Consider the following 13,211-nt stretch of genomic DNA (forward strand, 5'->3'; position numbering starts at 1 on the left):
AACCCCACCACGATCGTCGATGGCGTGGTGATGGACCGCGGACGAGGTGACCGGCAACTCGTGAAGCGGCGCCGCGAAGCACGCGCAGCGTGCCCGACGGCGTCGGACGCAGGGACCAACTGTGAGGTGTACCCAGGGGTTACCCCTGAGACGGGTCGTGACGACCCACTCTCACCTCGCCCGCCGTCCATCGCCACCGATGGTGCCACGGCCGATCACTGCCAGTCGCGGGATCGGGTACCGACCTTGAGGTCGAGTCGCTGCAGATGTTCGGCCACCACGGTGACCGCACCCTCGGCGTTCTGCACCGTTCCGCGGATCATCAGGGCCGTCGCACTCTGGGCGAGCTTGCGATACCGCTTCCACAATCCGACCGAACAGACGACATTGACCATGCCGGTCTCATCCTCGAGGTTGATGAACGTGACCCCCGACGCGGTGGCGGGCCGCTGGCGATGGGTGACCGCTCCGGCGACCAGGACCCGCGATCCGTCGCGCACCGACAGCAACCCGTCGGCCGGGATCACCCCCATCGCCGACAGCCGGGGTCGCAGGAACTGCGTCGGGTAGACCGTCGGCGTCACCCCGGTCGCCCAGGCATCGGCCGCGGCGAGTTCGACATCGGTCATCCCGGGGAGCGTCGGCGCCACACCCGACGCCTGCAGCGCCAGGTGATCGGCCCGCTCCAGCGACGCCGCCCCCGCGTCCCACAGCGCTTGGCGTCGGGTTCCGCCGAAGCAGTCGAAGGCGCCGGCGGTGGCGAGCGCCTCGAGCTGGCGTTCGCTCAGTTCGGCGCGGCGGGCGAGATCGGCCGGGCTGCGGTACGGGCCGTCGGCCACCCGACGGTCGACGATGAGCTGCGCCAATTCGTCACCGATGTGCCGGACCGAACCGAGCGCCATCCGGACCTCGAGCCCGTCGTTCTCCAGGTTCGCGTGGGCCAGGGAGATGTTGATGTCGGGGCCGTGTACGCGGACGCCGTGCCGTCGGGCGTCGGCCACCAGCGACTGCGGCGAATAGAAACCCATCGGCTGTGCCCGCAGCAGCGCGGCACAGAACGCCGCGGGATGGTGCAGCTTGAACCACGACGAATAGAACACCAGCGCGGCGAAGCTCTGCGAATGACTCTCCGGAAAGCCGAAATTGGCGAACGCCGCCATCTTCTCGAACACGCGGTCGGCCACATCGCCGACGATCCCGTGGGTCTCCTTCATCCCGGCGTAGAACCGCTCCTTGAGGAGCGCCATCTTCTCCGGCGAACGCTTCGACCCCATCGCACGACGCAGCTGATCGGCCTCGGCCGCGTCGAAACCGGCGACGTCGACGGCCAGCTGCATCAGCTGTTCCTGGAACAGCGGCACCCCCAGCGTGCGTTCCAACGCGGTCTTCATCGACGGGTGCTCGTAACTGGTGACCTCGAGCCCGTTGCGTCGGCGGATGTAGGGGTGCACCGACCCGCCCTGGATGGGACCTGGGCGGATCAGCGCGACCTCCACCACGAGGTCGTAGAACCGTCTCGGTTTGAGCCGTGGCAGCGTCGCCATCTGCGCCCGTGACTCCACCTGGAACACACCGACCGAGTCGGCGGCGCAGAGCATGTCGTACACCGCGGTCTCCGCGAGGTCGATCCGCGCGAGGTCGACGTGGATGCCCTTGTGCTCGGCGACGAGGTCGATGGCGTAGTGCAGCGCCGAGAGCATGCCGAGACCGAGCAGATCGAATTTCACCAGACCGATTGCGGCACAGTCATCCTTGTCCCACTGCAGCACACTGCGGCCGGCCATCCGTGCCCATTCGGTGGGACACACGTCGGCGATGGGGCGATCACAGATGACCATCCCGCCGGAGTGGATGCCGAGGTGTCGCGGCATCCCCGCGATCTGCCCGGCCAGGTCCATGACGTCGTCGGGGACATCGTGCTCCGGGTTCTCCTCCTCGTCGACGGTGCGTCCCCACCGACTCACCTGCTTGCTCCACGCATCCTGTTGACCGATCGAATACCCCAGTGCGCGGGCCATGTCCCGCACCGACGACCGGCCACGGTAGGTGATGACATTGGCGACCTGGGCGCTGTACTCGCGGCCGTAGGTGGCGTAGACGTGCTGGATGGCCTCCTCACGACGGTCGGACTCGATGTCGACGTCGATGTCGGGCGGGCCGTCCCGCTCCGGGGACAGAAAGCGTTCGAACAGCAGACTGTTGCGCACGGGGTCGACGTTGGTGACCCCGAGCGCGTAACAGACCGCGGAGTTGGCGGCACTCCCCCGTCCCTGACAGAGGATGTCGGAGCGTTTGCAGAAGTCGACGATGTCGTGGACGACGAGGAAGTAACCGGGGAAGTTCAGCGAGTTGATGACCGCGAGCTCGTGCTCGATCTGCCGGTAGGCCTTGGGATTCGACGTCGGCGGTCCGTAGCGGTTCGCGGCGCCGGTCATCGTGAGCTCGCGCAGCCATGACTTCTCGGTGTGTCCGTTCGGGACATCGAACGGCGGGAGTTCCGGTGCGATCAGGCGTAACTCGAAGGCACAGTCCCTGCCTATCTGTGCCGAGTTGTCGATGGCCTCGGGGTGGGCGGCGAGCAACCGGGCCATCTCGTCGCCGCTGCGCAGGTGGGCACCACCGACCGGGCCGAGCCAGCCGGCGATGTCGTCGAGACTGGCCCGGGCGCGCACCGCGGCCATGGCCATCGCGAGTCGGCGACGGTCGGGGCCCGCGAAGTGGGCGCCGGTGGTGGCGACGGTGACGAGACCATGTACCGCAGCCAGTTCGGCGAGGGCCGCATTGCGTTCGTCGTCCGTCGGCATGGACTGGGTGGTGAGTTCGACGGCGACGTTGTCGTGGCCGAATCGATCGACCAGCATCCGCAGTTCGTGTGCGGCCGCGTCGGGTCCCCGGGTGGCCAGGGCCTGTCGCACGGTCCCCTTGCGGCAGCCGGTGAGGATGAGCCACGACCCGTCGGCGGCGTCGGCCAACTCGTCCATGTCGTAGCGCAGCAGCCCCTTCTCACCGGCCGCCATGTGCGCGGCGGCCATCTGCCGCGACAGTCGTCGATACCCGTCCTGCCCCCTGGCCAGCACGAGCAGATGGCTGCCCTCCGGGTCGTTGACGCCGGTGCGGGCCGCGTCGTGCTGCATCGACAGCTCTGCACCGAACACCGTCGGCAGTCGCCACTCGCGGGCCGCCTCGGCGAACCGCACCACCCCGTAGAAACCGTCGTGATCGGTGACGGCGAGCGCCTCGAGTCCGAGTCGGTGCGCCTCGGTGACCATGTCCTCGGGTGAACTGGCGCCGTCGAGGAAGCTGTAGGAGGTGTGCGCGTGCAGCTCGGCGTAGCGCGTCGAGCTGCGCCCCCGCGCACTGTCGTCGGCCTGGAACGGGTCGCGTTTGCGGGACCAGGCGGGGCTGTCACCGCCGTCGCCGGGGAACGTCTCGCCCGGCCGACCACCGTTGTTCGGGCGCCCGGACAGCACCCGTTCCATCTCCGCCCAGGTGGGCGGGCCCTCGTTCCAGCCCACACCCGATGGTAGCGGGATTCGAACACATATTCGACCCCGGTCGGTTCGGTTTAGTCTGGGCCTCATGCCTGCGCCGCCGCCCGGACGGAGCGTCGTCGCCACCCTCGAGCGGTTCCAGATCGCGTTCTATCTGCTCGCCCTGGCCGCGGGCGCGGCCATCGGCCTGGCCGCCCCCGGCGCGGCTCCGACCCTCGAACACGCGATCAACCCCGTGTTGATCGTCCTGCTCTACGCCACCTTCCTCGCCGTGCCGTTCGCGCGGATCGGCGCCGCACTGCGCGACCTCCGCTTCCTCGGCAGCGCGGTGATCCTGAACTTCGTCCTCGTCCCGATCGTGGTGTTCGCGCTCACGCGATTCGTGGCGGACGACAGGGCCGTCCTCGTCGGTGCCGTCCTCGTGCTGTGTGCGCCGTGCATCGACTACGTGATCGTCTTCAGTGGGCTCGCGGGTGCCGCGTCCGAGCGGCTCCTCGCCGGCGCACCGGTACTGATGCTGCTGCAGATCGTGCTGCTCCCGCTCTACCTCTGGGTGTTCGTGGGTGCGGATGTGGTGGACACGATCGAGATCGCGCCGTTCGTCGAGGCCTTCGTGATCCTGATCGTCGTGCCGATGGCCCTCGCCGCCGCCACCCAGACGCTCGCGCGCCGGCATCGTCTCGCCACCACTCTCACCGACGCCATGGCGGCGGCCATGGTCCCGATCATGATGACGACGCTGGCCGTCGTCGTCGCCTCGCAGATCGACGCCGTCCGGACGCGATGGACCGACCTCGCCGGCGCCGCCGGTGTCTTCGCCGCTTTCCTCGTGGTCATGGCCGTGGTCGGACGCATCGCAGCAGGCGTCGCTCGACTCGACATCCCCGCCGGACGTGCACTCGTGTTCTCCGGCGCCACCCGCAACTCGCTGGTGGTGCTCCCGCTCGCACTCGCCCTGCCGCCGACCCTGGCCCTCGCGCCGGTCGTCGTGGTCACGCAGACACTGGTCGAGTTGATCGGCATGATCGCCTACGTTCGTCTGGTCCCCCGCCTGATCCCGGCTGACTGAGCCGGTCGCCGTACAAAAGTTACTGTTACTCTCGTAACACAAACACGGGGCCAGCCCCGCTCATGACGTCGTCAGGATGTGCCATGACCAGCTACTTCATCACCGGTGCGACCGGTTTCATCGGGCGTCGCGTACTACCGCGCCTCCTCGAAACGCAGCCCGACGCGACCGTGTACGCACTGGTACGCCCGCAGTCGATCGAGGGCTTCGCCGACATCGTCGCCGGGTGGGACGGGGCGGATCGACTCCATCTGGTGCCCGGCGATCTGACGAGCGACGCCCTGGGCATCGCCGCCGACGCCGAGATCCCCGACCACGTCGATCATGTGCTGCACCTCGGCGCCATCTACGACATGGCCGCCGACGCGGCGAGTCAACAGGCCGCCAACGTCGAGGGCACCTCCCGGGTCGCCGACTTCGCGCTGGCGCACGACGCGATGCTGCATCACGTCTCGTCGATCGCGGTGTCGGGCGACCATCGGGGCGACTTCAGCGAGGACGATTTCGACATCGGGCAGCGCTTCCCCACGCCCTATCACCGCACCAAGTTCGAGGCCGAGAAGGTCGTCCGCGAACGGTCCGGGTTGCGATGGCGTGTCTACCGCCCGTCGATCGTGGTCGGCGACTCGACGACCGGCGAGATGGACAAGATCGACGGTCCCTACTACTTCTTCGGCCATCTGCGTCGCCTGGGCGCACTTCCCTCTCGCGCAACGGTTCCCATGCCCGACCTCGGGAACACCAACGTCGTGCCGGTCGACTTCGTGGCCGACGCGATCGTCGCGTTGCTCGGACACCGCCCGGAGGAGACCGGCCAGGTGTACCACCTCGTCGATCCGGAGTGCCGGTCGATCACCGACCTGTACAACGCACTGGCGCCGGCGTTCGGCGGCCCCCACGGGCGCGACGTCCTCTCCCGGCGCATCGTCGCCCCGGTGGTGGCGGGCAGCAGTCGCGGGGTGTTCCGGACGGCACGCGATCTCGTCGCGCTGCAGCAGAAGGTCCCGCCCGCGGTGCTCGACACGACCGAGCTGCCCGCCGTGTTCACCACCGCGACAACCACACCGGTGTTGCATCAGTACGGTGTCTCGGTGCCCGACCTCACCGAGTACGGTCGGAGACTCTTCACCTACTGGGCCGATCATCTCGACCCGAACCGTTTCTCCCGCAACGATCCTCGCGGACCGCTCGTCGGTAAACACGTCCTGATCACCGGCGGATCGGCCGGTATCGGACTGGAGACCGCCCGAATCTGTGTACGCAAGGGCGCCACGGTGTTCGTCCTCGCCCGCAAACAGGACGACCTCGACGCCGCCGTGCGCGACATCGGTTCCGACCTGCGCACCGCGGCGTCGGACTCCGACGTGCCGACCGGATCGGTACACGCCTACGTCTGCGACATCACCGACGCCGAGGCCGTGGCGGTGACCGTGAAGACGATCCTGGCCGACCACGACCACGTCGACGTGCTGGTGAACAACGCCGGGCGGTCCATCCGCCGAGCCACCATCAACGCCACCGACCGCTCGCACGACTATCACCGCACCATGGCGGTCAACTACTTCGGCGCGGTCGAGATGGTACTGGCGTTGCTCCCCCACATGACCGGTCGTCGCACGGGCCACATCGTCAACGTGTCCAGCATCGGCGTGCAGGCCCGCGGCCCACGGTTTGCCGCCTACGTCGCGTCGAAGTCGGCGCTGGAGGCGTTCAGCGACATCACCGCGGCGGAGACGCTGTCCGATCACGTCACGTTCACCAACATCCACATGCCGCTGACCAGGACCCGGATGATCGCGCCCACCGATTCCTACGACAAGGCCCTGGCGCTGACGGTCGAGAAGGCCGCCGCGATCGTGGTCCGCGGCATCGTGGAGAAGCCCAAACGGATCGACACACCGCTGGGCACCCTGGCGCAGGTCGGCCAGTTCCTCCTGCCCGGCCTGACCGCGCGAGTTCAGCATCAGGGTTTCCTGCTGTTCGGTGAATCGACTGCGGCCCAGGGCAAGAGCGAGTCCGTGGATACAGCGCGCGCGGCCGGATCCACCGCCGTGTCGCCATCGCCGGTCTCACCGACGATGTCGATCGTGCACGGCGTGCGCGACCGCGCGCAGGCCGTCGCCCACCCGGTGAAGTCCGCGGTGGTCGACAGCGGCGCGCGCCGGGTTGTTCGCCGCTCGCTCAACCTGATCCCCGGGGTGCACTGGTGACCGACGCGTTCTCCGACAACACACCGGACACCCCGTACGTGGCGGTCGACGTCGACGTTCTCGACGCCAACATCGCCGCGCTGGCCGCGCAGACCGCCGGATCGGGCATGGCGATTCGTCCGCACGGCAAGACCCACAAGTGCGCGCAGATCGCTCGACGCCAGATGGCCGCGGGAGCTGTCGGGCTCACCGTCGCGACGATCGGCGAGGCCGAGGCATTCGCCCGATCGGGGATCGACGACCTGTTCATCGCCTATCCGCTCTGGCTCACCGAGAACAAGGGCGCGCGACTGCGCGAACTGTCCGAGCGGACAGCGCTGCGTCTGGCCGTCGATTCCGGCGCCGGAGCAGAAGCGATGGCACACGCACTCGGCGATGCGCGGGACGCCGTGGAGGTCCTGGTCGAGGTCGACAGCGGTCAGCACCGCACCGGGTGCGATCCCACGGAAGCGGGTTCGGTTGCCGCACGAGCGTTCTCGGCCGGTCTTCGGGTGGTGGGGGTCTTCACGTTCCCGGGCCACGGCTATCGGCCCGGCCATCGCGAGGAGACGGCGCATCAGGAATCCGCGGCACTCTCGACCGCTGCGGACGCGTTGGCGTCGGTCGGGATCGACCCCGTGGTCCGCAGCGGTGGGTCGACCCCCACGGTGGAGTTCGCCGACCCCGGCGTCCTCACCGAGGTGCGTCCCGGTGTGTACCCGTTCAACGACGCCCAGCAGGTCGCGTTGGGACGGGCCGGCATCACCGACGTCTCACTGGCGGCGATGGCGACCGTGGTGCATCGCGAGCCGGGGCGGTTCGTCCTCGACTGTGGCAGCAAGATCCTGGGGACCGAGCGACCCGAGTGGGTGAGCGGGTTCGGGCTCCTGCTCGATCACCCCGATGCGCAGGTGGTGGCGCTGTCGGAGCATCACGCGACCGTGGTCATCGACGCCCCGGTCCCCGAACTCGGTTCGGTGTTGCGGGTGGCACCGAATCACGTGTGCATCACCGTCAACCTCGTCGACGACCTCGTCGTGACGGCGGGCGGTGCGGTCGTCGACCGGTGGCCGGTCCTGGCGCGGGGTGCCAACACCTGATCGGACACCGATCGGTTGTCGGGCACACTGTGGGCATGTCATCTCGTCGCCGGCTCGGTGTGTCGGTGGGCGTCGCCAGCGTGCTGTTGTTCAGCGGGTGTGCCACCGATCCGGTGCCCCCGTCCACTGCACAGCTCACGAAGGCACCCAGTGTGACGTTCCAACAGATCGGTGTCGACCAGGTACGCGCGGGAGCGTCACAGGTGGTGACGGCCACCCGGGATCTCGGGGTCGCCCTCACACGTGCGAGATCCGAGAACGCCGGCGCCAACCGGGTGGTGTCGCCGTGGAGTGCGATGACCGCGCTCGCGATGGTGCGGGCCGGGGCCGGTGGTACCACCGCCGACGAGATGGACCGGGTCCTCGGGCCGTATCAACCCGCCGCCCTGGCCGCGCTGATCGGGCAGCTCGACACCGTGGGTGGCGACCCCGGCACGGTCGACGAGAACAATCCGCCGACCCCTCCGGTGTATCGGCAGGGCACCGGTCTGTTCGCGCAGAAGTCGTTCCCCCTGGGCAAGCAGTATCTCGTGGAGCTGAGCAAGCGATTCGACACCGGTGTCTACCCGGTTGACTTCGCCACCCCGCAGGCCGCGGAGGCGATCAACGAGTGGATCACGGTCAACACCGGCGGCCAGATCACCCAGGCACCGGTTCCGCCGGACCCGAGGACCGCAATGAGTCTGTTGAGCAGCGTCTACCTCGGTGCCGCCTGGGAGCGTCCCTTCACCCAGACCGTCGACGACGGCGTCTTCACGACCGCGCCGGGTCGGACGGTCTCCACGGCCATGATGACGCAGACCGACGATTTCCGGCTGATGCGGGGAGCGGGGTGGAGCGCACTCGAACTCCCCTACGGCGGTGGAGGTCTGGCGATGCAGGTGGTACTGCCGAACGAGGGCACCTCGGTGGACTCGGTGCTGTCGGACGCGGTGATGGGTGCGGTGTCCGACGGGTTGAAGCAGGCCCGGCCACGCGAGGTGTCGGTGACGATGCCGCGCTGGAAGACCGCGCAGTCACTCGATCTGCAGTCGGTGCTCGAAGATCTCGGCGTCCGGAAGATCTTCACCGACGACGCCGATCTGACGGCGATCAGCAAGGACGTCTCGGTGTCCGGCGCCGCACAGTCGGCGACGATCACCGTCGGCGAGAAGGGCACGGTCGCTGCCGCGGTCACGCAGATCCCCACGATCACCGGTCTGCCGGGTGCCCCGCCGGAGTCGTTCGACGCCGACCGTCCGTTCGTCTACCAGATCGTGGACACCTCGACATCGCTGCCACTGTTCCTCGGTGTGGTGGCGAACCCGACGGCCAACTGACCTCGACTCATTCGTAGACGCCCTCGACGGTCCAGTTCTGCTGCTGGTACCGCAGCAGCAGCGCACGCGAATCATCCAGCAGGACCTGAGCTCTCGCGTGTGTGCCCACCTGCTCGGACGGACTGGCCCACCAGCGCTCGTCGGCGGGCCACGGACCGGCCCACCACCGCAGCTCCCAGGTACGCGATCCCCAGATCACCGTGGTCGGCTCGGCGCTGAACACCCCGCGTCGGGTGACCTGCACCGGCTCGTCGTGCATGTCGCACACCCGGACCGGTGCGCTGAGCAACACCGACGGGGCCGGCTCGGGAACCCGCCCCGGCCAGGGCGCGTCCGGGTCGGAACGCGGGGTCAGCTCGTCGCCCAGCGGGATCAGGGTGATCCGCTCGGCCGTACCCCGACCTCCGCTGCGCACCGGCACCCGCACCGCCTCGCCGCCGAGCAGTCCCTGCACCCGGACCAGTGCGCGTCGGGCCCGGTCGGCCACCTCACCATCCCCGCCGGGGATACCCGCGCCGCGGAAACCGAATTGCAGCGCCCCGGAATCCACCAGTTCGACCGGTTCCAGACGCAACGATGCGATAGGGGAATCCGGACGGTCTCCGGCCTTGCCGCTGAGCCATCCGTCGAGTTGCCAGCGGATGCGGTCGGCGGTGGCCTCCGGGGTCAGCGGCTCGGCGCAGCGCCATGTGCGTGAGGAATGCTGCCCGCTGGTGGTCGTCGCGTGCACGGTGAGTCGGGTGCAGGCCACCGCGGCCGCCATCAGCGCCCGGTGCAGCTCGTCGGCCAACCGGCGACCCACGAACGCGGCCGCGTCGACCCGGTCGATCGGCGGATCGCACTCGTGGGAGATGACGACGTCGGTCGCCGACAGACGCCCCGAGGGCGCTCGGCCCGGCAACCCACGGGCGGCACGATGGGCCACCGTGGCGTCGGAACCGAAACGTGTCGCGACATCGCTCGACGCCAACTGCGCGAACGCGCCCACGGTGCGCACCCCGAGCCGCCACAGCAGGTCGATCAACTGATCGCGGTCGTCGGCGGACAGACTCGGCTCCGCACCGAGTTCCGAGATCGGCAGGTCGGCAAGGAATTCCGCATCGGAACCGGTCGGCACGATCTGTCCGTGCCGGGCGGCGGCGACGCTGGTGAACAGCTCGTCGGCGATCCCCGTCTGCGACTCCACCCCACAGGCGGAGATCACGTCGATCAGCTTCTCGGCGGCCACCTCCTCACCGTCGAAATAGCGGGCCGCCCCGGCTGCGGGCAACACCATCAACCCCGGTCGCAGCACCTCGACCGTCGGGATCACCTCGGCCACCGCCGCGACCAGCGGGTCGAAGTACCGACCGTCGCGGCCGGCGTCGACGGTCACCACGTGCAGGCTCGGACACCGGGCCTGCGACTCCCGCTTGCGCATCCCGCGTCGGACGCCCATCGCGCGGGCGGTGGCCGAGCAGGTGACCACCCGGTTGGCCGAGATCACCGCCACGGGCTGGTCCGGGGACATGTCGGCGTCGGCCGCGGCGGCCACCGCCGGCCAGTCGGGGCACCACACCGCGAGGGTGCGTCGGCCGGCCATCAGTTGGCCCCCATCAGTTCACCACCGACAGTGAGACCGGCTGCACCGCGGGGGAATCCACCGGCGTGGTCGTCGACGAACCGGCCGCGACCAGTTGCACGCGGTCGTCGAGGTGCACCACGTCGACGCGGGCATGTGAGCCCCGTGTCCCCCGCCCGCGCGCCTCGACCGACAGCGACATCCCCGCGATGCGGCCGTGCCCGAGATGGCGGAACGGCAGGTGTCGGTAGTCGGCGACCTGTGCGGTCAGCGACGCCTGTACGCCGGACCACCGTCCGTCGGTGACCACCAGGGCGGCCCCCTTGGCCCGTGCCCGGGCCATCACCGCCCGCGATCGGGACGGCGGGACCGAGACGCCGCCGAGCCCGACCACGACCAGATCCAGGCCGTCGAGCAACACCGCGGCCACCTCCACGGGGTCATATCCGGGCGCTCCGTCGACGGTCGCGATGCGGGACAGATCGGCCCCCATCTCGGCCGCGGCGTGCAGGCTCAGATGCGGCTGACCGACCACCGCGACATAGCCGCCCGCGGCCGTGATGGCCGCGATCATCGACAGCAACATCGACCGTGCGCCGTCGACCGAGACCACCGATCCGCGGGCCAGACCACCACCGGGCAACAGCTCCGCGAGCACCTCCGGGATGGGCAGCAACTCCCGCGTGCGCTGCTCCGACGCGGACACCGTGACCGTCTGTTGGTTCTGGGGCACAACCGATTTCGTACGTCCGGCCGATGCCGCCGCCAGTCGAGCTCGCAGCATCGCAACAGTGTCCTCAACCGTCTCTCCGGTATCAACTTTCCCAACATTCACAGGCGACATGGCACTTCCTCAACCGACTCAGGGCCGCGTGGAAGGTGTGCACAGGGAAGGTGCGAACACTCACGACAGTTCGAACATGTTTTCGATTCTGATCGTAGGTCCGGGGTCCGACAACCGTCAATCGGCGGGGCAGAAGGACCGAAATTCGCGTCTCACGACCCAGGCGATGCCACGATGTCCCAATGCTGATCACCCTCGACATCGACGACCGCGTGCTGGCCGCAGCACGCGCGCGAGGCCGCAGCGGAATCGATCTCCATGGGCCAGCGGTCTCGCTACTGGCGTTCAAGACCCCCGAACAGAAGCCGTATCGCTCGGACGGGTTCCCCGTCTTCGACCTGGCCCACGGGCACGATCACTGACACGTTGATCTTTGAGCGCCGTATGTCTGGGCTTGATTTGCGGACACTCAATCACGCCGACTGAACCGGACGTTCCGCGCATAGGATAGTTACTCTAGCTTCAGCGCCGTAGGACATGGAGTTTGGGACGACAGTGCAACGGCCAACGTTGGCTAACGAATCAATTAGTAAGCCTAATGAAATCTACTCACGTGTCATCCACGCATGCGAGCCTCAACCTGATTGACCAATTTCCTCGAGAGGAGCGACCTTGTCATCATGGGTCAAGTCATCCGTTGACGTACTGCAGCTACTGGTAAACGTCGGCGCATTGGTTGGCGGTGCTGTCATTTGGAAGCTCTACGTCGACAAACTGCAAGCCGCCTTAACTTCCAAGGACGCGGAAATTTCCAGCGTTGAAAAAAACCGTGATATGTGGAAGGACATGGCACAAGAACTGGAAAAGCGATCACCGGAGCACATGGAAAAGATTCTTAGCGAACGCATAAGTATTCGAGAGCAAGAAATCGAACGCTTGATAGAAGACAAAGACCGTAACGCCGAGAATCTCGCCCGTCTTCGCAACGAACAATCGGCACTGCAATCAGATTTGTCACGCACCCGCGGTTTCCGGCTCATGCTAGCCCTAGAAGAGGGTTACCTTGACGAGCAAGATGAAGTTCTCGAAACTGACGAAGTCTCGCCTGAGCTGACGGCAAGTGACATCGAAGTGGTCCTATTGGGCGCCGTCGGAGTTGATAGCGGCCAGCTCATGATTACTGATCCGTGCTACATCGATGGCGAATGGATTGATGACGCCGACGACATTGCTAAGGTGACGGGAAGGGGGTCGCATCTGCAAGTAGCGAATGAACAGAACCAAGCTGCAGCGCAAGGACCATTTTCGTTCTCCTATTCCGGCGCGGTCAACGCAACGTTAACAGCGGGCTACGGGGAATTGGCGTATAGGAAAGGTCATGCGGGCGCAGGAGTTGTTTTTTCTACGGCTTGGGGCGACGGATTTTATCCCGTATATGGAGAAATGCATGATGGGCGGATAGTTCGCGTGTACATCACCTCAGAATAATAGCCGGGTTGGCACTACCCCCAAATGCGCCGCTAGACAAAGGGTCCACAGACGATGCAGTCACCAAGACAGCAATTAAAGTGATGCGATCTCTATCGCACAGCATCTTTTCGCAAAAACTCAGCCCCCAAATCATTCTGCGAGGACGACCGCCTCACGCCGCGCCGCGACCGCATCGGCGATGTCCTGTTCGAGCAGACTCCCGTGTAC

The 13,211-nt window shown here is 67.3% G+C and carries 9 protein-coding genes; 6 read left to right on the forward strand and 3 right to left on the reverse strand.

Features of this window, described 5'->3' with window-relative positions:
* Positions 1-215: 215 nt before the first annotated feature.
* The gene (locus tag JHC79_RS08790; RefSeq protein WP_296389779.1) at positions 216-3,515 is read right to left on the reverse strand and encodes an error-prone DNA polymerase; all 3,300 of its coding nucleotides are present in this window, start codon (positions 3,513-3,515) and stop codon (positions 216-218) included.
* A gap of 64 nt (positions 3,516-3,579) precedes the next feature.
* Here JHC79_RS08790 and JHC79_RS08795 point away from each other — a divergent pair, with 64 nt between their 5' ends.
* The 4 genes from JHC79_RS08795 to JHC79_RS08810 all read left to right on the forward strand — a co-directional run bounded on the left by JHC79_RS08795 (position 3,580) and on the right by JHC79_RS08810 (position 9,168).
* Positions 3,580-4,560, forward strand: coding sequence for a bile acid:sodium symporter (locus JHC79_RS08795; protein ID WP_296389780.1), 981 nt, complete (start codon positions 3,580-3,582; stop codon positions 4,558-4,560).
* 83 nt (positions 4,561-4,643) lie between these two features.
* Positions 4,644-6,770 carry an SDR family oxidoreductase gene (locus JHC79_RS08800; protein ID WP_296389781.1) on the forward strand — a complete coding sequence of 709 codons (2,127 nt, stop codon included), beginning with the start codon at positions 4,644-4,646 and terminating at the stop codon, positions 6,768-6,770.
* Positions 6,767-7,849, forward strand: a complete 1,083-nt coding sequence (locus JHC79_RS08805) for an alanine racemase (RefSeq protein ID WP_296389782.1) — start codon at positions 6,767-6,769, stop codon at positions 7,847-7,849. The genes JHC79_RS08800 and JHC79_RS08805 overlap by 4 nt, the downstream gene beginning before the upstream one ends.
* Positions 7,850-7,884: 35 nt before the next feature.
* A complete protein-coding gene (locus JHC79_RS08810; RefSeq protein ID WP_296389783.1) occupies positions 7,885-9,168 on the forward strand; it encodes a serpin family protein in 1,284 nt (427 codons plus the stop codon).
* Between the two features lie 7 nt (positions 9,169-9,175).
* On the opposite strand, the gene JHC79_RS08815 is transcribed toward JHC79_RS08810, so the two are convergent.
* On the reverse strand, positions 9,176-10,750 hold the full coding sequence (locus tag JHC79_RS08815) for a DNA polymerase Y family protein (RefSeq protein ID WP_296389784.1): 1,575 nt from the start codon (positions 10,748-10,750) through the stop codon (positions 9,176-9,178).
* 13 nt (positions 10,751-10,763) lie between these two features.
* Positions 10,764-11,462, reverse strand: coding sequence for a hypothetical protein (locus JHC79_RS08820; RefSeq protein WP_296389785.1), 699 nt, complete (start codon positions 11,460-11,462; stop codon positions 10,764-10,766).
* A 293-nt stretch (positions 11,463-11,755) separates the two neighbouring features.
* Between JHC79_RS08820 and JHC79_RS08825 the strand changes: the two genes are divergently transcribed.
* Positions 11,756-11,935: a hypothetical protein gene (locus tag JHC79_RS08825; protein ID WP_296389786.1), complete on the forward strand. Its 180-nt coding sequence runs from the start codon at positions 11,756-11,758 to the stop codon at positions 11,933-11,935.
* Between the two features lie 250 nt (positions 11,936-12,185).
* Entirely contained in the window at positions 12,186-13,001 is an 816-nt protein-coding gene (locus tag JHC79_RS08830; RefSeq protein ID WP_296389787.1) for a DUF4241 domain-containing protein, read from the forward strand.
* The last annotated feature ends 210 nt before the right edge of the window (positions 13,002-13,211 follow it).

Origin of the sequence: Williamsia sp., from assembly GCF_016462415.1 — a bacterium.
Taxonomy (GTDB): domain Bacteria; phylum Actinomycetota; class Actinomycetes; order Mycobacteriales; family Mycobacteriaceae; genus Williamsia_A.

Excerpts from the sequence above, each read along its gene's own strand:
- JHC79_RS08815 (WP_296389784.1), bottom strand. The coding sequence starts at position 10,750 with ATGGCCGGCCGACGCACCCTCGCGGTGTGGTGCCCCGACTGGCCGGCG.
- JHC79_RS08800 (WP_296389781.1), top strand. The coding sequence starts at position 4,644 with ATGACCAGCTACTTCATCACCGGTGCGACCGGTTTCATCGGGCGTCGC.
- JHC79_RS08795 (WP_296389780.1), top strand. The coding sequence starts at position 3,580 with ATGCCTGCGCCGCCGCCCGGACGGAGCGTCGTCGCCACCCTCGAGCGG.
- JHC79_RS08810 (WP_296389783.1), top strand. The coding sequence starts at position 7,885 with ATGTCATCTCGTCGCCGGCTCGGTGTGTCGGTGGGCGTCGCCAGCGTG.
- JHC79_RS08825 (WP_296389786.1), top strand. The coding sequence starts at position 11,756 with ATGCTGATCACCCTCGACATCGACGACCGCGTGCTGGCCGCAGCACGC.